Below are 18,964 nucleotides of genomic sequence, written 5' to 3' on the forward strand. Positions count from 1 at the left end.
AGAGCCATAAAGGCCAAGCCCCTGGAGATACCGGGTGTGAGGCAAGATGGCAGAAGCAAATTGGGGGCATGGCGCCCCGCATCCGGCGTATCAAAATCATCCCGACTATGGGCATCGCCCTGAACCTGTGATGCGTTCTGCAGCGGCAGGCGCGTCTGCCTATGTGCATCCGGCTCATGGTGGGCCAGAGGTGCAACAGGCGCCGATGCAGGCCGATTATGCGGGCTATCAGGACGCGCCTTATGCGGATCAGGGATACTATCCCCAACCTGCTGAACCGACCGCACCGCGAGGTGCCGGGGCTGGCGGGCTTTTGAACTATGCAGGCGCCGCCGTTTCACTGGCGCTGATCGTGGGTCTTGGCGTCTGGGGCTACAAGCTGGCCGTGCGCGATGTGACCGGCATTCCGGTCGTGCGTGCGCTGGAAGGTCCGATGCGCGTGCAGCCCGAAAATCCCGGTGGCCAATCGGCGGACCACCAAGGTCTGGCCGTGAATGCTGTGCAGGCGGAAGGCGAGGCCTCGGCCCCTGCTGATCGCCTTGTTCTGGCGCCCGAGCCTGCGTCGCTGACCGACGAAGATGCCTCGGTCGCCGAAGTTGCCCGCGCCGATACGGACCTGTCCCTTCCGGCTGCCGCCATTCAGGCCTACGTGACCGAGACCGCGGCCGACGTTGATCCGGTTGCCGCCGCGCTGGCCATTGCCGAGCAGATCGCCGCTGACAGCCCCATGCTGGGCGGTGAAGCTGAGATCGAGCCGACCGAGGTTGTTGCCTCGCTTGCGGCCACCGTGCTTCCGACGCCCTCGGCACCCGCAGTTGAAGAACCGGCAACACCCGGCGTGAACATCATCCCGGCCTCGGTCCCCGGTGTCAGCACGTCGTTGCGCCCGGTTGTCCGTCCCGCCGATCTGAACACCAAAGTCGCGGCCCCCGTGCCGTCCGCCCCCGCCGCCGCGAAAGAGGTCGATCCCTCGACCCTCGCCCCCGGTACGCGTCTGGTGCAACTTGGGGCCTTTGACAGCGCCGAGGTTGCCCGCGAACAGTGGGACGTTCTGTCGGCCCGGTTCGAGGACTATATGGGCGGCAAAACCCGCGTGATCGAGAAAGCCCAGACCGGCGGCAAAACCTTCTATCGCCTGCGTGCGATGGGCTTTGCCGATCTGGCGGACTCGCGCCGGTTCTGTTCGGTGCTGATGGCTGACAAAGCTGCCTGCATCCCGGTTGTGACCCGGTAAACTATGTCCCGCGTTGGCGCATATATTCTGGGCTGCGAGGGCATCACGCTGTCGCGGGCCGAACGGGATTTCTTTGAGCGCGCGCAGCCGTGGGGGTTCATCCTGTTCGCGCGGAATGTGGACACGCCCGACCAGTTGCGCGCGCTGACCAGCGAGTTGCGCGGCGCCGTTGGGCGGGACGCGCCCATTTTCATCGATCAGGAAGGCGGCCGTGTGGCCCGTATGGGCGCGCCGTATTGGCGCGAGTGGCTGCCCGCTTTGGATCAGGTCAAGCTGAACCCCAAAGCCTCGGTCCGCAGCCTTTATATCCGCTATCGCCTGATCGCGGATGAACTTTTGTCGGTCGGAATCGACGGCAACTGTGCGCCGCTGGCCGACATTGCCACGGGTGAGACCCATCCGATCCTGCATAACCGCTGCTACGGCGAAGACGTGGTCAAAGTGGCCGAACGCGCTGCAAGCGTGGCACAGGCCTTGCTGGATGGCGGCGTGCTGCCTGTGGTGAAACACATCCCCGGGCATGGCCGCTCGACGATGGACAGCCATTTGGAGCTTCCGCGGGTCAAGACCAAGGCCAAGGAACTTGGCTGGACCGATTTCATGGCCTTCGAGCCGCTGGCCGGGCTGCCCTTGGGCATGTCAGCCCATATCGTTTTCGAAGACATCGACCCCGACCATCCCGCGACCCAAAGCCCCGAGATGATCGCGCTGATCCGTGACAAGATCGGCTTTGGTGGGCTTCTGATGACCGACGACATCTCGATGAAAGCATTGTCCGGCGCGCTGTCCGTGCGATCCCGCGCGGCATTGCGGGCCGGTTGCGACATCGTTCTGCACTGCAATGGCGTGCTTGAGCAGATGGAAGAGGTCGCCGACGCCTGCGGAGATCTGACCGGAGAGGCGCTTTCACGCGCCGAAACCGCGCTTTCGTGGCGCAAACCGCCCGTTCCCATTGACATTGATGCCTTGGACGCTGAATTTCAAAGCCTGATGACTGGTGAGACAGTAATACAGGCAGGCGATGAGCGAGACTGAAGAGTTTCAAGAAGATGCAATGTCAGTGTCCGAGCGGTTGGCCGCCGAGGCGCTGATCGTTGACGTCGAGGGGTTCGAAGGCCCGCTCGATCTTCTTTTGACTCTGTCCCGTACCCAGAAGGTGGATCTACGCAAAATCTCGGTTCTGGAACTGTCGGTACAATATCTGGCCTTTGTGGAACGCGCGCGGCACCTGCGGATCGAACTGGCCGCTGACTATCTGGTGATGGCGGCGTGGCTTGCCTTCTTGAAATCGCGCCTGCTTCTACCACCAGATCCCTCAGAAGAAGGCCCGTCAGGCGAGGAACTCGCCGCCCACCTTGCCTTCCAGCTGGAACGCCTTCAGGGCATGCGTGATGCCGCTGCCAAGTTGATGGCCCGCGACCAGTTGGGGCGAGATTTCTTCGCCCGTGGCGTGCCCGAAGACGTGACCCGCGTGCGCCGCGTGACCTATACCGCGACGCTTCTAGACTTGATGCAGGGTTACGCGCGGATCCGCACCAAGGACGAATTCCGCCCCTTTGTCATGGACCGCGATGCGGTGATGACGATGGAGCAGGCACTGGATCGAATGCGCGGGCTGATCAACTATGCGGGCGACTGGACCGAGCTGACGTCCTACCTGCCCGAAGGGTGGGAGGTCGAACCCGCCAAGCGCCGCTCGGCCATGGCCGCGAATTTTGCCGCCACGTTGGAAATGGCCAAACGGGGCGAGCTTGAACTTAGACAGGGCGACACGTTCGCGCCCATTCAAATCCGCAGGAAAACGCATGACGGATGATGTGATCAGTGACACGCCCCAAGAAGGGCAGGACGCGCGCGAGGAAAGCCTGTTCGAGGCCCCGCCGATGGGCGAACAGGAACGGATGGTCGAGGCCATCCTTTTTGCCTCTACCGAGGCCGTCAGCGTGAAAGAACTGGAAGACCGGATGCCTCATGGCTGCGATGCGGCCGAGGCTCTGGTCCACCTGCGCAAACGCTATGAAGGGCGCGGTGTGTCGGTTGTCAAAGTGGGCGACGCATGGGCGATCCGCACCGCACCCGACCTTGGTTATCTGATGCAGAAAGAAACGGTCGAGCAGCGCAAACTGTCACGTGCCGCGATCGAGACCTTGGCAATTATCGCCTATCATCAACCAGTTACACGGGCCGAGATTGAAGAGATCCGCGGCGTGTCCGTCAGTCGCGGCACCATTGATCAGTTGATCGAGATGGAGTGGATCCGCTTTGGCCGCCGCCGCATGACGCCGGGCCGCCCGGTCACCTTCGTGGTCACGCCGGGCTTCTTGGATCACTTCGGTTTGGAAAGCGCCCGTGACCTGCCGGGGCTGAAAGAGCTGCGCTCGGCCGGTCTGCTGGAAAGCCGTCCGCCCCCCGGCGCAATGCCCGGACCCAACAGCGACGACGAGGACGAAAGCCCCGAAGGCCAGTCCGAACTGTTCGAGGATTGATGCCATGAATGCCAATCAGCTGATTAATATGGTCATCCGCATGGTGACGCGCCGCCTGATCAACAAAGGTGTGAACACCGGGATCGACATTGCGGCCCGGAAAGGTAAACGGGTTGAAGACATGACCCCGGAAGAGCGCCAAGAGGCTCGCAAAGCACGCGAGCTTGCCAACCGTGGGCGGAAGTCCATGCGGATAGGGCGGCGGCTGTTTTAAGCTGGTGTTGTTGTGCCGTGAATATCTACGAATTTGTAGTTGAGAAGCTGAAAACTCACGGTGTCGAAAAGTCGAGTCGTGGGAAACGAGTACTGCAAGATCAGAAACTGCTATTGATGTTTATTGATCTTGAAAGAGCTGTTCGTAACCGCAGTTTTGACGCTGTTCTCGCTGCAGCAAATTCTATCGAAGACTACCTAGAGGCAATCGACGAACGACCATTGCTGGTCTTTGTCTACATGTATCTATGGCTTTCTGATCTTACTCCGAAGATGACGGAGGTGGACAAGGAACTCTCAGACGGGCGTGTTCGGAAGACGTATATCTTTGCGAAACAGATCACAGATGAAGAACGGTTAATCGGTCTTTGGGCGAAGGTAAAATATGAGGAAGTGGGCAATTCTCTTCTGGGGGCCTTGCATTCTAAGAGCTAGTTTTCTTGGGCTGAATGAGAGACTGATCCCCCTGCTATCGTTACGATCCTAAGTCAAAAGGATCTGACTGCAGCGAGCAGGAAACTAAGGCGTGAGTGCATCCTACTTAAAATGCTTCGACAGCTTCAGCCCTTGGCCCTGATAGTTCGACTTGATGTCGACACCGTAAAGCGCCTCGGGGATTTCGCTCATTTTTTCATAGACCAAGCGACCGACGACCTGTCCGTGTTCCAGCACGAATGGGGCCTCGTGACAGCGGACTTCCAGCACCCCGCGCGAGCCTGATCCGCCAGCGGCATCATAGCCAAAGCCGGGATCGAAGAAGCCTGCGTAATGCACGCGGAACTCGCCGACCATCGCCAGATAGGGGGCCATTTCGGCGGCGCAATCGGGCGGGATGGCGATGGCTTCGCGGCTCACCAGAATATAGAACGCGCCGGGGTCCAGGATGATCCGGCCTTCGGTGGTGCGGACCTCTTCCCAGTACTCAGCCGGGTCGTAATGGGCCAGTTTCGACAGGTCTACGACACCGGTGTGGCGCTTGGCGCGATAGCCGACCAGATCGCCGTCAGCAGGCTTCAGATCGACCGAAAAGCCAAGCCCGTCTGAAATCACTGGCTCGCCCGAGACGATGGGGCTGCGGGCATGCACATCGCGCAGTTCATCGTCGGATAGAATCGTTTTGCCTTGCCGGAAGATGATCTGGTTCAGCAGTTGGCCGGGCTGGGCGACAACGGAAAAGCTCTGCGGGCAAAGCTCGGCATAAAGCGGGCCGTCATAACCTTCGGGCACGCGGTCGAACTCGATCCCCTGATCGGTGATCACGCGGGTCATCAGGTCGACGCGCCCGATTGAGCTTTTTGCGCTGGCAGCGGCGGTCATGCCTTCAGGTAGGTTCAGCTGTTCCATCAGGGGAATCACATAGACGCAGCCCTTTTCCAGCACCGCGCCGCCAGTCAGAGACAGCTCGTGCATGGTCAGTTCCGAGAGGCGATCAGCCACGGTGGCATCTTTCCCCGGCAGGAAGGATGCGCGCACGCGATAGGCTTTTTCGCCCAGTCGCAGATCAAGCGAGGCCGGTTGGATCTGTTCGTTCAGGATGGGTGAGGACGCGGAAATACCGCCTTCCGTGATCATCTGCCGGATCTGATGATCGGCCAGCACACCGGATTTCATGGCGTTCCTCCTTCGGCGCGGGCCGCCGGGATGCCGCCCGCGCTGCCTGTTAGATACAAAAACACCCGCCCGAAACCCGGGCGGGCGTTTTTTGAATTGGTCGGGCTAGCAGGACTCGAACCTGCGACCTTCCGTCCCCCAGACGGACGCGCTACCAGGCTGCGCCATAGCCCGACTGAGGCCCTTACATAGTGATTTTCACGGGCAGGGCAAGCGAGAAAAGAGCGGAAAATGCGCATTCTTTCCAAAGACGTTGCCCAAGCCTGTTGCAGGGTCATTCTGCCTGCCCATTGTCCGAAGGGGCAGGGGCCATGCGCGCCGCCAGATCGGATAGGCGCGCGGTCAGATTGCGCAGGGCATCTTCCGGCAGCGGCGTGCCTGCGGCACGGAGTACGCGAAGACGTGTGACAGCCAAAGCGTCCGGCGCGGGGGGGAAGGCGTCGTCTGACACATCCGCCGCAACATGCGAGATGTCGATGGGGGACGGCGCTTCAGGGACGGGATCAGGCTCTGCTACGGGCTCTTCCTCTGCGGGTTGTGCGACCTCGGGCTCAGGCGTATCTTGCGAAACTGCAGCGTCGAAAACCGTGTCGTCGTCGACGGGGCTCGAGACGTCTTCTTCCGGATGCGACGCGGCGATGTCGGCATCAAGCTCAGTCGGTTCGATATGGTGTTCGGGCGCGGTGGGTTCTGGCTCGTGCTCCGATTCTTCAACCATTTCCGCGACTTGCAGAAACTCGGGGGCGAACAGATCCGGTTCGGCAGGGCCGTCGTCAACGGGGTCTTCGGGGGCCGCATCCATGCTGGCTGCGTCTTCTGCCGCATCGGTCAAAGTCGGCGGCGTCTCGTCAATGGCGGCGTCCTGCGGTGCTTCCGTAGCCTCTTGCGGCACGGGCGGTGTTTCTTCATCTGCAGGCCCTGCAGAGGTCAGCGCGTCGTTTGTCTCTGGTTCTTCGACAGCCTTGGATGGCGGTGTCAGCGGGACGACATTCGACCCGTCAGAGTTCCGCATTTCGTTGCTGTCCAGCGGAGGCGACATGGCCGCCACATGCTTCACGCCTTTTTCGCGCAGCAGTTTCTGGACGCCGCGAATGGTCATGCCGTCTTCGTGCAAAAGCTTCCGAATGCCGCCCAAAAGCTCCATATCCGCGGGGCGATAATACCGCCGCCCCCCGGCACGTTTGACAGGTTTGACTTGGGTAAACCGGCTTTCCCAGAAGCGCAGAACATGCGTGGGCACACCCAACCAATCGGCCACTTCGCTGATGGTGCGAAACGCGTCCGGAGACTTCTTGTCCATGCGTGTGCCTGCCTTCTACTCTGTGCCGCGTGGGTGCCGTCAGAGGCCCCGTTTAGCGCTTGTTGCCATCCGCAACGCGATCTTTCATCAGATGCGAGGGGCGGAAGGTCAAGACGCGCCGCGGCAGGATCGGCACCTCTTCCCCTGTCTTGGGGTTGCGGCCAACGCGCGCCGCTTTATCGCGGACGGAAAATGTTCCGAATGACGAGATTTTGACGCTTTGGCCAGATACCAGCGCGTCCGAGATGTGGTTCAAGACGTTTTCAACCAGTTGCGCGCTTTCATTGCGCGACAGGCCGACCTCGCGAAACACGGACTCGCTAAGGTCCATGCGGGTCAAAGTCTTTTCACTCATATTGTCCCCCCAGAATGGCTTTAACTGCCCTTTTTATGGGTGCATGGGCACCGGGCATGATCAGTTATTGAAGCGAGCATGGAATTTTTGAAATTCCGAGTCAATATCAATGGCTTGCGAAAGCAGAAGCTTGCCTGCGCAATTCAGGGGGAAAATGGGGATGTGGGACGCAGGCAGGTAGGTGCTTTACCAACGGATAACCACGGCACCCCACGCCAAACCGCCACCAATGGCTTCTGCGACCAGAAGATCTCCGTCCTTGATCTTACCTTCAGCGCGCGCCACAGACATGGCCAGCGGGATTGAGGCCGCCGAGGTGTTGCCGTGATCCTGAACGGTCACCACGACGCGCTCCATCGGGACGCCCAGTTTCTTGGCGGTGCCTTGGATGATGCGGATATTGGCCTGGTGGGGCACGATCCAACTCACATCGTCGTCGGTCAGGCCGACTTTCGACAGCGCCGTTTCGGCGGTCTGGGCCAGTTTTCCGACCGCTTGGCGGAACAGCGGGTTGCCCTGCATACGCAGGTGGCCCGAGGTCTGCGTGGTCGACACGCCGCCGTCTACATAGAGCATCTCGCGCAGACGACCGTCGGAATTCAGGTCCGCCGACAGGATGCCGCGATCGGTGTTTTCTCCGGCGCCTTCTTCAGCTTCCAGCACCAGCGCACCCGCGCCGTCGCCGAACAACACGCAGGTCGCGCGGTCTTTCATGTCCAAAATGCGCGAGAATGTCTCGGCGCCGATGACCAGCACGCGTTTGGCCTGACCCGATACGATCAGCGCATTGGCGTTGGTCAGGGCAAATACGAAGCCTGCGCAGACAGCCTGCACGTCAAAGCCGAAGCCGCGCGTCATGCCCAGCTCGTTCTGGATCATGGTGGCGACCGACGGGAAGGTCAGGTCCGGGGTCGAGGTGGCGACGACGATGGCGTCGATGTCATCCGGCTCCAACCCCGCATCCGCAAGCGCTGCCCGCGCTGCGTCGGCGCCCATTTTCGAGGTGGTTTCGTCTTCTGCAGCGAAATGACGACGTTCAATCCCCGAGCGGGTGCGAATCCATTCGTCCGATGTGTCTACAATGTCTTCGAAATACGAGTTCGGAACCACGCGTTCGGGCAGATAGTGCCCGACGCCTTTGACCACGGCGCGAAGTGTCATTCTGGCTGCTTACCTTCCGGTTTTTGAGTTTTTTGATCTTGGCTTGGCGTACCGGCGGATGCAACCCGCGCGGCCAGCTTCTGCGTGAAGCCGCTTTCAGCCAAGCGGAAGGCCAGTTTGACGGCGGCAGACATGCCTGTCGCATCCGCCGAGCCGTGGCTTTTGACCACGGTGCCGTTCAGGCCAAGGAACACGCCGCCATTGTTGCGGCGGGGGTCCACACGTTTGCTGAGGCGCCGCAGCGAGGTCAGCGACAGAAGCGCTGACAGCTTGGACAGCAGGGTCGCGTTGAAGGCATCGCGCAAAAGGCCCGAGACAAGGCTGGCCGTGCCTTCGGCGGTCTTCAGCGCCACGTTGCCAGTGAAGCCATCGGTGACAATCACGTCCACGCGGTCCGAGGGGATATCGCCCCCTTCGACAAAGCCGACATAGTCGATATTGGCGCGATCCGCGGCCTCTGCGATCAGTTCATTGGCGCTTTTCAGCTCGGGACGGCCTTTGTGCTCTTCCGTTCCGACGTTCAGCAGGCCGACTCGGGGGCGTTCCAGCCCAAGACCGTTGCGTGCATAGGACGCGCCCATCATGGCGTATTGCAGAAGGTCGGTGTCATCGGCGCGAATATCCGCGCCCACATCCAGCATCACATTGAAGCCTTCAGGGTTGCGCGAGGGCCAGAGGCAGGCAATCGCCGGACGGTTCACGCCGGGCAGCTTGCGCAGGCGGACCATCGACAACAGCATCAAGGCGCCGGTGTTGCCGCAGCTAACGGCCACATCGGCCTCGCCATTGCGCACCGCGTCAATGGTCGACCACATCGAGGTGTTCTGACCGTTTCGCATCACAAAGCTGGGCTTGGCGTCCATCGTCACGACCTCGTCGGCGTGACGAATGTCACAGACCTCGGCCAGACCTTTGGTCCGTGCGACCAGTTTTTCCAGTTCGGGTTTATTGCCATGCAGAATGAACCCGATATTCGGGTTCTTGTCTGCAGACAGCGCAAGACCGGCAACCACGGCTGCCGGTCCAAGATCTCCGCCCATGGCGTCGACCGATACGATTGTGCGTTTGGGGGCGTTCATTGTCATTCTTTATCCCATGCTCGGGGATTTTCTGACATGCCCACCCGCGCGGGGCAAGTGCCTTACGCTGCGTCCTCGTCGTCCAGGTCGATTTCATCGGCCATGGCAACAACTTCACGGTCGTCATAGTGACCGCAGGACGGGCACACGTGGTGGGGGCGCTTCAGCTCGCCGCAGTTCGAACATTCGTTCGGGTTCGCAGCAACCAGAGCGTCATGTGCGCGGCGGTTGTTGCGGCGCGACTTGGATACTTTGTTCTGTTGGACGGCCATGGTCTCAACCTTCGATTTTGGGGGCACATGGCCCGGTGAATTCTTTAGACTTCGGGGAAGCCTGCTTATCCTCGTGTCTGAGTCTGGCGCCTCATACGCTGTTTGCGGGGCGCTGTCCAACCCATCTTGTGGAAGAAGCCGGGAAAATACTGGGATTCTTCTTTCTTGCAAGTGCAGATTGGGCCGATTTCGCCGAAAACTGCGGTTTTTCGGGGGTATTTCCGCGTGATACGCCCCAGTCGGCTTATTTGCCGTCGTCGTCCGAGTCGCTTTTGCCTGCCAGTTGATCGCGCAGGGCAGACAGTCCCGCAAACGGCCTTGCATCCTCATCGCTCATTGGGGCCACGCCGGGGGCAGCAAAGTTGCTCTGGTCCAATTCGGCGCCGTCTGCACGCGGAAACAGCGGCAGGGCGAGCGCAAGGGATTCGGTCAGAACTTCACCCAGATCGATCTCGGGCCCAAGCTGTTCCAAGGTTTCATCATCCGGCATTTCAATCTCGTCCCCGGCCTCAAGCTCGGGCAGATCACGGACCCAGCGACGGCTGACGGGTTCTTCGATCCGCGTGGTGACGGGATCAAGTGTCACAACGCAGTCCTGCACCACGGTCGCGCCCAGCTGCGCTTTCAGCTGCCAGTCCCGCTTGCCGCGTGCCACCAACGTGCCCTTGAACCGGACCTTGCGCAGAGCCGGTAGCCCAAGATCATCGGCAATCGCTTTGCACTCTGCCGCTGTCGGGATCAGTTCGAACGAGGTCTCTGCGCTGGTCGACAGATCTGCCACGCGCAACACGTGCTGATACACAGGCGCGTCTTGGCCAGTGTTGGGCGTATCGGTGCTCATGGCGGTGTCTCCTGACATTAAGTTGCGCGGTATATGGTGGGAATCCCCACCGCTGGATACAAGATCGGTTTCGTTTCTTGAACCAAAGCCGTTCCTGAGATAAGCCGATACCCAGAAGCAAGGGAAAAACGCAAGGGGAGCATATGTCTTATCTTTCGGATAGGGTGAAACGCGCGGGCAAGGCTGTTGCCGCTGTGACGCTTGCGATCGCCTTGACGGCTTGTTCCGCAACCTACCGCAATCACGGCTATATGCCGGTGAAAGAAGATGTGGATCTTCTGGTGGTTGGCAAAGATACCCGTGAAACCGTGACCGAGGCGATTGGCAAGCCGGGGACCGCAGGATTGCTGTCTGACAGCGGGTTTTACTATGTCCGCTCGCGCTTCGAACACTACCTCTACAATGCCCCGAAAGAGATCGACCGCGAAGTTCTGGCGATCAGCTTTGACGGCAAAGGACGCGTCGAGAATATCGAGCGGTTCGGTTTGGAAGACGGGCGCGTCATTGTGCTTGAGCGCCGCGTGACCGCCAGCAACATCAAGGGCGTCAGCTTCCTGCGTCAGCTCTTTGGGTCGTTCGGCCGAATCGACTTGGCAGAACAGCTGGGCGGAAACTAAACCTTTCCAAAACCTCGCAAATTGGCGTCGGTCTTCCGGCGCCTTTTTCATGTGCGGGGTAGGGGGCACAGCTTTCGCTTTCGCAACGTCACCGCTCTGTCATATCTTGTTGCCAGAAGGGCGCATGCGCATATGAATGCAATGGCATTCGCGTGAACCAAGCGGAGGCACCACATGCCGATCGGGACGACACCCCGCTATCAAGCGCGGTTTGACGAAACACAGGCTGACATTCTGGCCGCCCAAGCCCTGCGCCATCGGTGTTTTCGTGGCGGCGAGGGGCTGGACGCTGATCCTTATGACGATATGTGCCGTCACATGCTGGTGGAAGAGGTCTCGACTGGTAAACTTGTCGCCTGCTTCCGGCTGATGCCCTTTCAGAATGGCACGTCTATCGGTGACAGCTACTCTGCCCAGTTCTACGAGCTGTCGGCCCTGCGCGACTACGACAGCCCGATGATCGAGATGGGCCGCTTCTGTATCGACCCAGACGCCCAAGACGGCGCGGATATCCTGCGCGTCGCATGGGGGGCAATGACGCACTATGTGGATCAAGAAAACATCGGGCTGATGTTCGGCTGTTCGTCTTTTCAGGGCACGGACGAGGCACGCTATCTGGACACATTCGCGCTGCTCCGGGATCGCCATATCGCCCCCAAACGCTGGTTGCCGCGTGTCAAAGCCCCCAAGGTATTTCGCTTTGCGCAACGCCTGCGCCGTACCCCTGACGCCAAACGCGCCATGCTGGGCTTGCCGCCGCTTCTGCGCACTTATCTGATGATGGGCGGCTGGGTCTCGGACCATGCGGTGGTGGATCACGACCTGAACACGCTGCATGTGTTTACAGGGGTCGAGATCGCCTCGGTCCCGCCTGCACGCGCCCGACTTTTGCGCGCGGTGGCCGCGCCCGCTTGACCCCAAAGGCACAAGCCCGTAACCCGGCCCTATGGCACGTGTACCCCTTTTGCAGATGAACGATATCGCTCTGACCTTCGGCGGCGATCCTATCTTTGACGGTTTGGACCTTGTGGTGCAGCCCGGCGACCGCGTGGCGCTGGTGGGGCGCAACGGGTCGGGCAAGTCGACCCTGATGAAGATCATGGCTGGCATGGTCGAGCCCGACACCGGCACCCGCGTTCTGTCGCCGGGCGTCACCGTGGGCTATATGGACCAGCACCCGGACCTGTCCGCTTTCGAGACACTGGGTGAATTCGCTGCCTCGGGCCTTGAGCCGGGACATGACTATCTGGTCGAGCGTGTCGCCGAAGGGCTGAAAATGAAGCTTGATACGCCGGTCGCGACCGCCTCGGGCGGGGAACGCCGCCGCGCGGCGCTGGCCAAGCTGCTGGCGGAAGCGCCGGAACTCATGCTGTTGGACGAACCGACCAACCACCTCGACATTCAGGCCATCGAATGGTTGGAAAACGAGCTGCAACAAACCCGTGCGGGCTTTGTTCTGATCAGCCACGACCGCGCCTTCCTGCGCGCGCTGACCCGTGCCACGCTCTGGGTCGACCGGGGGCAGGTGCGCCGTCAGGAGAAGGGGTTTGAGCACTTCGAGGCATGGCGTGACAAGGTCTGGGAAGACGAAGATCTAAACCGCCACAAGCTGAACCGCAAAATCAAAGCCGAAGCCCGCTGGGCCGTCGAAGGCATCTCGGCCCGGCGCAAACGCAACCAAGGCCGCCTGCGCGCGCTGCACGCGATGAAAGACGAACGTGCTGCGCAGATAAAACGGCAGGGCACCGCTGAAATGGCGCTGGAAGCCGGTCCGAAATCTGGCCGCAAGGTGATCGAAGCCAAGGGGATTTCAAAGTCTTACGGCGACAAAGTGATCTTGAAACCCTTCGACCTGCGCGTCATGCGCGGCGAAACCATCGCCTTTGTCGGCCCTAACGGCGCAGGCAAAACCACGCTTCTGAAAATCCTGACCGGGCAGGAAGACCCGGACACGGGCAGCGTCTCGCATGGCACGGGTATCGAGATGGCGGTCTTTGACCAAAACCGCTCAACGCTCGACGACAATGCCAGCCTGTGGGAGAACCTAACCTCGGACCCGGAAATGCGCATCTCGGGCAAATCCGATCAGGTGATGGTGCGGGGCAACCCGAAACATGTGGTCGGCTACCTGAAAGAGTTCCTGTTCTCGGATGAACAAGCCCGCGCGCCGGTGCGCTCGCTGTCCGGCGGCGAGAAAGCCCGCCTGATCCTTGCCCGCATCATGGCGCGGCAATCCAACCTTCTGGTGCTCGACGAACCGACCAACGATCTGGACGTGGAAACGCTGGACCTGCTGCAAGAGCTGATCTCGGGCTTTGATGGCACCGTGCTGGTCGTCAGCCACGACCGTGATTTCCTGGATCGCGTGGCTGAGCGTACGATTGCAATGGAAGGCAACGGGGTCGCCACGGCCTATGCGGGCGGCTGGTCAGATTATCGTGCGCAACGTCAGGAAGACGAGGCTCCGGCAGCGAAGAAATCTGAGAAACCCAAAGCGCCTGCGAAAGACAAACCCAAGATCCAGCAAGCCGCTTCCGGCCTTAGCTTCACCGAAAAACACCGGCTCGAAGCGCTGCCCGGCGAAATGGACCGTCTGACGGCCGAGATCGCCAAGCTGGAAGAGTTCCTGATGGACCCGGATCTATTCACCAAGGAACCCGTGAAATTCAAGAAAGCCTCGGAAGGTCTGGCCGAACGCCAACAGAAACTTGCCGCCGCCGAAGAAGAATGGCTTGAACTTGAGGAAAAAGCCGAAGCGGCCAGCTAACGCATTTTCTTGTCAAAAATATCCTGCGGGGGCCCGGGGGTGCAAAACCCCCGGTCCTGATCTTGCATATTCGGCGCCTACTTCGGCAGATGGATATTGAACCGCGCGCGGATTGCCGCGTCCACCTCCGGGTCCAGATGCGCACGTGAACGTTCCGCCAAGATGGCCTCTTTCCGCGCCTTGGCCGCCTGCACCAGATCGGGCTTGCCGACCTCGGCCCATTCCTTGGGCGACGTGCGGTCGCCAAGGGTGGGATAGACATATTCCGTCTGCATCAAGCTTAGCGTCTGATCCTCGCCCAGATAATGCCCCGGCCCGCCCAGACAGACCGACCGCATCATATCCAGACTAACCGCATCCTCGGTCACCTCGATCCCGCGCACACAGCGCAAGGCCTGCCCGATGATATCGTCCCCAAGGATCAGGCTTTCATGGCAAAAGCCCAGAAGGGACGCGTGCATGCCCGCGGCCTCGTAGACCATGTTCAGCCCCGACAGACCGGCCATCACGTTCGAGCACATCTGCTCCCACCCGGCTTGCATGTCGGGCAATTTCGCGTCCGAGAACCCGGCAGCCGCGCCGCCTGGCAGGCCATAGAACTGATGCATCTGCGCGCAACCCGCGGTCATCAACGCCTGTTCGCCCGATCCGCCGGACATTGCGCCAGACCGAAGGTCGACCACGAAGGGCCAAGTGCCGAAGATCGCCGGATGCCCCGGTTTGATCGCGTTCACATAGACCACGCCCGCCAAGCATTCCGCCACGGCCTGCACGATCGCGCCTGCCAGCGTGGGCGGGGCGGTGGCGGTGGCCATGCCAGCGGACAGCAGCAAGACAGGCATGCCTGCGGCGATGACCTTCTCCATCACCTCGCAGCTTTCGGTGGCGAATTTCATCGGCGGAACAACGAAACAGTTGGAGTTCGACACGAAGGGACGCGCGCGCCAATTGTCTTCGCCGCCAGCGATCATGTGCAACAGCTCGATCCCGTCATCGACGAAATCCGGCTCGGTGAAGGACACGCCGATGTGTTTCTTGGTCCCGGTCACGCTGGCATAGATCGAGTTCAGGTCCATTTCCCGGTTGTCGGGAATGTCGCGGCACACCATTGGGCGCTGCAGAAAGTGGATGTTGTCCAGCTGGTCCACGATCCGCGCGGCGTCGTGCAGGTCTTGCACGGTGCTGTCGCGGTATTCGCGCCCGTCCACATCGACCATATGCACCGCTGCCCCCGCCGTGCCGTAATGCACGCGAGACCCTGCCAGGTTCAGGTCATGCTGCGGATCGCGCGCGCAGAGGGTGATGTTCTTGGCGGCCTTGGACAGCATGTCCTCGACCAAGGCGCGGGGGAAGCGTAGACGCCCGTCATCGCCCAGAATGGCGCCGGCTTTGGTCATAATCTCGACGCCGGACGGGGGGGCGTCGGCCAGACCGATCTGCTCGAGCGCGTCCAGGGCGGCTTGGTGAATGCGCTCCATGCCTTCCGGGGTGAGGGGCTTATATGTGCCGCCTTCAAGGCCGGCGCGTACGGGGCGCGAATCCTTGGCCAAAGGCGCTGCGCGAAGGGCTTGGCGGGCCTGACGGCCGCCCGCGCGGCGCGAAGTTCTTGCTGTCATATGTGGGGTGTCCTTGCTGCAGTATTGTCAATTTCTGGGAAAAGACATCAGCAGGGGCGGCCACGTGCTGCACGACCACGCTCGGCGCCAATGGTGCGCACAACGATCGAGATTTTCCAATCCAGTCGATCCATAGGGTTCCTCCACAGTGTTAACTATCGAAGACGAAAGCCGGGGATTCTATTCCGTTTGCGTCATTCAATATGCCGCTTTCTGAACCCAATCGGGTGGTGAGGAAGTGGTCAGGACCACGCGACCATCACAACGGCGGCATAGTGGGCAGCGGCCCCCAGAAGAACATGAACATGCCAGATCGCCCGGTTGAAAGGCCAATGCTCGCGCAGGTGAAACAGCGTGCCGATGGTGAACAGAAACCCTCCGCCCACCAAAAGGATCAGCACCCCAAGGCTGACGCTGGCCAGAAGCGGACCGATCATCAGAACGCCCATCCAGCCCAGCATCAGGGTCAGCATGAAGCCCGTCCGTTCGAACCGGCAGAGGAAAAAGAGCTTTAGCGTCATGCCAAACAGCGCCACCGTCCAGATCAGGGCCGCCCAAGCCACGCCGGTGGTCCCGCCGATCCCGATTAGCGCGATGGGCGTATAGGTGGCCGCGATAAAAAGAAAAATCGCCGCATGATCAAAGCGGCGAAGGACGGAACGGGCGGATGTGTGCAGGGTCATGTTATAGGCAGCGGACAGGCCAAAGCTGGCGACCATTCCGATGCCATAGACCAAAAGCGGTGGCAGATGCCCCATCGGCGCGTCGCCCGAGGCCCAAAGGATCAGCGTGATCGAGCCGATCAGCGCAGCGATCACCCCCAGCCCATGCACGACCCCATCGGCGACGTATTCGCGAAAAGTGAAGTGCTGCCCGAAACCATGACGCTCGGGCAGAGTGTCAGTGTGGTGGGCGGTACAGCTGTCCGACAGGTTTTCAGTGTAGCGGCCCAGAAAATGTTCACGGAAACGATCCATGTGAATACCCTCTCTCGCTTGCCTCTAATATAAGGGGCGATACAGGCTTGGGTGTGCCGGGCTTTGGTCAATAAAATGTCAGATGCCCGTGACACCAGCCTCTATAGGATAGAGCATAGTCACGAAAATGTAAAGATTTCCTGACCTTACAGATCGTGCGCGAGTTCGGACAGAACCGCGGGGATGGTCATCACATCCTCTCGCGTGCAGGTGAACTGTCCTACAGAGACGCGAATGACGAATTGTCCGTCGTGATGTGTCTGGGTCAGATAAATGCGCCCATCGCGGTTTACACGCTCTAACAGCTCGGCGGTATTGGCGTCATCCTTGTAGCGGAAGCTAAACAGCGAGAGGATCGGGGGCGTAGTGATCTCGAACCCGGGCAGGGCGGAGATGGCATCGCAGGCCTCGTTCGCCCACGCGACGTGATTGCGGATGCGGGTGCGCAGGCCGGACAGGCCTTCGGCGCGCAAGAGGAACCAGATTTTCAACGCGCGGAAGCGGCGGCCAAGGGGCAGGGTCCATTCGTTATAGTTCACGATCTCGTCCGCGCCTTGGGTCTTCAGATACTCAGGCCGCAGCCCCATCGCGCCGATCTGCGGTCCGGGGTTGCGCAGGAACTGCACGGCGCAATCGAACTGCGCACCCAGCCACTTATGCGGGTTGAAGATGATGCTGTCCGCATCCTCGATCCCGGCCCAGAGGTGGCGGAATTCCTCGCAGATCATCGCGGACCCGGCCCAGGCTGCATCCACATGAACGGTCAGCCCGTGGCTGTGGGCCACCTTGATACAGGCCGCAATGTCGTCACACGCCCCGATCGAGGTGCCGCCTACGCACAGTACGACACCAGCAGGTTTGCGCCCGGCAGCAATGTCTTCGCGGATCAAGCGATCCAGTGCGTCTGGATCCATTGACCATGTGGGGTGGCCAGGAATTGTTGGCACCTTCACCAAATTGTCCTGCCCGATCCCGGACAAGCGCACCGCCTTGTCGACGCTGGAATGGGTCTGCGCGCTGGCATAGATACGCAGCTGCGGCGCGCCCGACAGGCCTTTGGTGATGCCGGTGTGTCCTAGCGCCAGCTCACGCATCGTCGTCACGGCGGAAAACGTCGCGGTCGTCGCGCTGTCATGGATGGTGCCGGTGAAGTCAGCGGGCAATCCAAGCCCGTCGCGCAGCCAGCGGATCACCAGTTCCTCCATTTCATTGGCGGCAGGCGCGGTTTGCCACAGCATCGCTTGGGCGGACATGGCATTGGCCAGTTGCTCGGCCAGCATCGAGGCAGGCGCAGCATTCGCTGGGAAATAGGCAAAGAAACGCGGGTGCTGCCAATGGGTCATGGCGTCGGGCACAAGCTGGGTGAAATCGTCGAAAATGGTCTCGATCGCTTCCGGGGCTTCGGGCACAGGGGCTTCGATCTTGGCCAGAAACTCCCCCGGTGCAATGTCGGGGCGCACCGGGCGATCACGCAGGCCTGCATGATAGTCGCGCGCCCAATCGGCAGCGCGTTTTTGCCAGTCGGCCAGATCATCGTAGTTCATCGGGAGCTCCTGCGCTATTTAATTGCGATGTTAAATATATGGGCTGCTCTGTCAAGATATGAAAAACCCCGACGCGAGGGCCGGGGCTTGGACATCTGATGTGTGTCGCGGATCAGGCTGCGGACAGTGCCGTGATGATCTGGCCGAAATCCTCGGCCTTCAGACTAGCGCCACCCACAAGCGCGCCGTCTACGTTCGAGACACCAAAGATCTCGGCCGCGTTGCTGGGCTTCACCGAACCACCATAAAGGATGCGGGTCGACAGGCCGACGCCATCGCCAAAGCGGCGCACCAGACGGTCACGGATGAAGTCATGTACTTCGCCGATCTGATCCAGCGTAGGCACTTTCCCGGTGCCAATCGCCCAAATGGGTTCATAGGCGACAATCAGGTTCTCGGCTGTCACCTGATCTGGGATCGAGCCCGCCAGCTGTCCGCCAATGATATCCAGCGTGTTGTTCGCCTCGCGCTCTTCCAAGCTTTCGCCGCAGCAGATCACAGTCTTCAGGCCGGCCTCGATGGCGGCGCGGGCTTTCTGGCGCACGTCTGTGTCGCTTTCATGGTGATCTTCGCGGCGCTCCGAATGGCCTAGGATCACATAGCTTGCGCCCGCGTCCTTTAGCATCTGGGCCGAGATGTCGCCCGTATGCGCCCCGGTTTCTGCTGCGTGGCAATCCTGCCCGCCGATGGCGATGGTGTCGCCGCTGGCCGAGGCTGCGCGGTGGATCAATGTGGCAGGGGGGCAGATCAGGATATCGCAATTGGCCTCCCCGAAGCCCTGCGCCAGCGCGTCCAGCTCGGCCAGGTTGCCCTGCAGGCCGTTCATTTTCCAATTGCCTGCTGCCAGTTTCCGCCGCATGTCGATCTCCCTCGTCTTGTTCGGTCCGTTTT

The 18,964-nt window shown here is 60.7% G+C and carries 20 protein-coding genes and 1 tRNA gene; 9 read left to right on the forward strand and 12 right to left on the reverse strand.

Going from position 1 to position 18,964, the window contains the following annotated elements; all coding sequences use genetic code 11:
- Nucleotides 1–46: 46 nt before the first annotated feature.
- Genes EOL43_RS05415 through EOL43_RS05440 form a run of 6 tightly spaced genes read left to right on the forward strand, consistent with a single transcriptional unit; the run spans nucleotide 47 to nucleotide 4,368 of the window.
- Nucleotides 47–1,234, forward strand: coding sequence for an SPOR domain-containing protein (locus EOL43_RS05415; protein WP_133486335.1), 1,188 nt, complete (start codon nucleotides 47–49; stop codon nucleotides 1,232–1,234).
- Between the two features lie 3 nt (nucleotides 1,235–1,237).
- Nucleotides 1,238–2,269 (forward strand): glycoside hydrolase family 3 N-terminal domain-containing protein, encoded by a 1,032-nt coding sequence (locus EOL43_RS05420; RefSeq protein WP_133486337.1) that lies wholly within the window; start codon nucleotides 1,238–1,240, stop codon nucleotides 2,267–2,269.
- The gene (locus EOL43_RS05425; RefSeq protein ID WP_133486338.1) at nucleotides 2,256–3,050 is read left to right on the forward strand and encodes a segregation and condensation protein A; all 795 of its coding nucleotides are present in this window, start codon (nucleotides 2,256–2,258) and stop codon (nucleotides 3,048–3,050) included. The genes EOL43_RS05420 and EOL43_RS05425 overlap by 14 nt, the downstream gene beginning before the upstream one ends.
- Nucleotides 3,040–3,720, forward strand: a complete 681-nt coding sequence (gene scpB / locus EOL43_RS05430) for an SMC-Scp complex subunit ScpB (protein ID WP_133486340.1) — start codon at nucleotides 3,040–3,042, stop codon at nucleotides 3,718–3,720. Before EOL43_RS05425 ends, scpB begins: the two co-directional genes overlap by 11 nt.
- Nucleotides 3,721–3,724: 4 nt before the next feature.
- The gene (locus EOL43_RS05435; RefSeq protein WP_133486342.1) at nucleotides 3,725–3,934 is read left to right on the forward strand and encodes a hypothetical protein; all 210 of its coding nucleotides are present in this window, start codon (nucleotides 3,725–3,727) and stop codon (nucleotides 3,932–3,934) included.
- Nucleotides 3,935–3,951: 17 nt separating this feature from the next.
- Complete coding sequence (locus EOL43_RS05440; RefSeq protein ID WP_133486344.1) at nucleotides 3,952–4,368, forward strand: hypothetical protein; 417 nt, start codon at nucleotides 3,952–3,954, stop codon at nucleotides 4,366–4,368.
- Nucleotides 4,369–4,470: 102 nt separating this feature from the next.
- Here EOL43_RS05440 and EOL43_RS05445 read toward each other — a convergent pair whose 3' ends face one another.
- The 8 genes from EOL43_RS05445 to EOL43_RS05480 form a co-directional block, all read right to left on the reverse strand.
- A complete protein-coding gene (locus EOL43_RS05445) occupies nucleotides 4,471–5,544 on the reverse strand; it encodes a 2'-deoxycytidine 5'-triphosphate deaminase (protein ID WP_133486346.1) in 1,074 nt (357 codons plus the stop codon).
- Between the two features lie 97 nt (nucleotides 5,545–5,641).
- Nucleotides 5,642–5,718 (reverse strand) — tRNA-Pro (locus EOL43_RS05450).
- Between the two features lie 100 nt (nucleotides 5,719–5,818).
- Entirely contained in the window at nucleotides 5,819–6,844 is a 1,026-nt protein-coding gene (locus EOL43_RS15505; RefSeq protein WP_240686469.1) for a MerR family transcriptional regulator, read from the reverse strand.
- A 52-nt stretch (nucleotides 6,845–6,896) separates the two neighbouring features.
- Complete coding sequence (ihfA, locus tag EOL43_RS05460; protein WP_133486348.1) at nucleotides 6,897–7,199, reverse strand: integration host factor subunit alpha; 303 nt, start codon at nucleotides 7,197–7,199, stop codon at nucleotides 6,897–6,899.
- Between the two features lie 186 nt (nucleotides 7,200–7,385).
- Nucleotides 7,386–8,360 carry a beta-ketoacyl-ACP synthase III gene (locus EOL43_RS05465; protein ID WP_133486350.1) on the reverse strand — a complete coding sequence of 325 codons (975 nt, stop codon included), beginning with the start codon at nucleotides 8,358–8,360 and terminating at the stop codon, nucleotides 7,386–7,388.
- Nucleotides 8,357–9,439, reverse strand: a complete 1,083-nt coding sequence (gene plsX / locus EOL43_RS05470; RefSeq protein WP_240686470.1) for a phosphate acyltransferase PlsX — start codon at nucleotides 9,437–9,439, stop codon at nucleotides 8,357–8,359. Before plsX ends, EOL43_RS05465 begins: the two co-directional genes overlap by 4 nt.
- Nucleotides 9,440–9,501: 62 nt before the next feature.
- Nucleotides 9,502–9,711, reverse strand: a complete 210-nt coding sequence (gene rpmF, locus EOL43_RS05475; RefSeq protein WP_108856658.1) for a 50S ribosomal protein L32 — start codon at nucleotides 9,709–9,711, stop codon at nucleotides 9,502–9,504.
- Nucleotides 9,712–9,955: 244 nt separating this feature from the next.
- The gene (locus tag EOL43_RS05480) at nucleotides 9,956–10,552 is read right to left on the reverse strand and encodes a YceD family protein (protein ID WP_133486354.1); all 597 of its coding nucleotides are present in this window, start codon (nucleotides 10,550–10,552) and stop codon (nucleotides 9,956–9,958) included.
- A gap of 143 nt (nucleotides 10,553–10,695) precedes the next feature.
- Here EOL43_RS05480 and EOL43_RS05485 point away from each other — a divergent pair, with 143 nt between their 5' ends.
- From EOL43_RS05485 to EOL43_RS05495, 3 genes are all read left to right on the forward strand, one after another.
- Nucleotides 10,696–11,169 (forward strand): outer membrane protein assembly factor BamE, encoded by a 474-nt coding sequence (locus tag EOL43_RS05485; RefSeq protein WP_133486356.1) that lies wholly within the window; start codon nucleotides 10,696–10,698, stop codon nucleotides 11,167–11,169.
- A 174-nt stretch (nucleotides 11,170–11,343) separates the two neighbouring features.
- On the forward strand, nucleotides 11,344–12,084 hold the full coding sequence (locus tag EOL43_RS05490) for a GNAT family N-acetyltransferase (RefSeq protein ID WP_133486358.1): 741 nt from the start codon (nucleotides 11,344–11,346) through the stop codon (nucleotides 12,082–12,084).
- 31 nt (nucleotides 12,085–12,115) lie between these two features.
- A complete protein-coding gene (locus tag EOL43_RS05495) occupies nucleotides 12,116–13,936 on the forward strand; it encodes an ABC-F family ATP-binding cassette domain-containing protein (protein WP_240686471.1) in 1,821 nt (606 codons plus the stop codon).
- Between the two features lie 77 nt (nucleotides 13,937–14,013).
- On the opposite strand, the gene EOL43_RS05500 is transcribed toward EOL43_RS05495, so the two are convergent.
- The 4 genes from EOL43_RS05500 to tpiA form a co-directional block, all read right to left on the reverse strand.
- Entirely contained in the window at nucleotides 14,014–15,552 is a 1,539-nt protein-coding gene (locus tag EOL43_RS05500; protein ID WP_133486361.1) for a trimethylamine methyltransferase family protein, read from the reverse strand.
- A gap of 242 nt (nucleotides 15,553–15,794) precedes the next feature.
- On the reverse strand, nucleotides 15,795–16,529 hold the full coding sequence (gene trhA, locus EOL43_RS05505) for a PAQR family membrane homeostasis protein TrhA (RefSeq protein ID WP_133486363.1): 735 nt from the start codon (nucleotides 16,527–16,529) through the stop codon (nucleotides 15,795–15,797).
- A gap of 146 nt (nucleotides 16,530–16,675) precedes the next feature.
- On the reverse strand, nucleotides 16,676–18,073 hold the full coding sequence (locus EOL43_RS05510; protein WP_133486365.1) for a pyridoxal phosphate-dependent decarboxylase family protein: 1,398 nt from the start codon (nucleotides 18,071–18,073) through the stop codon (nucleotides 16,676–16,678).
- A gap of 112 nt (nucleotides 18,074–18,185) precedes the next feature.
- Complete coding sequence (gene tpiA, locus EOL43_RS05515; protein ID WP_133486367.1) at nucleotides 18,186–18,932, reverse strand: triose-phosphate isomerase; 747 nt, start codon at nucleotides 18,930–18,932, stop codon at nucleotides 18,186–18,188.
- Nucleotides 18,933–18,964 lie beyond the last annotated feature (32 nt).

This window comes from Aliiroseovarius marinus (assembly GCF_004360145.1).
Lineage (GTDB): Bacteria > Pseudomonadota > Alphaproteobacteria > Rhodobacterales > Rhodobacteraceae > Aliiroseovarius > Aliiroseovarius marinus.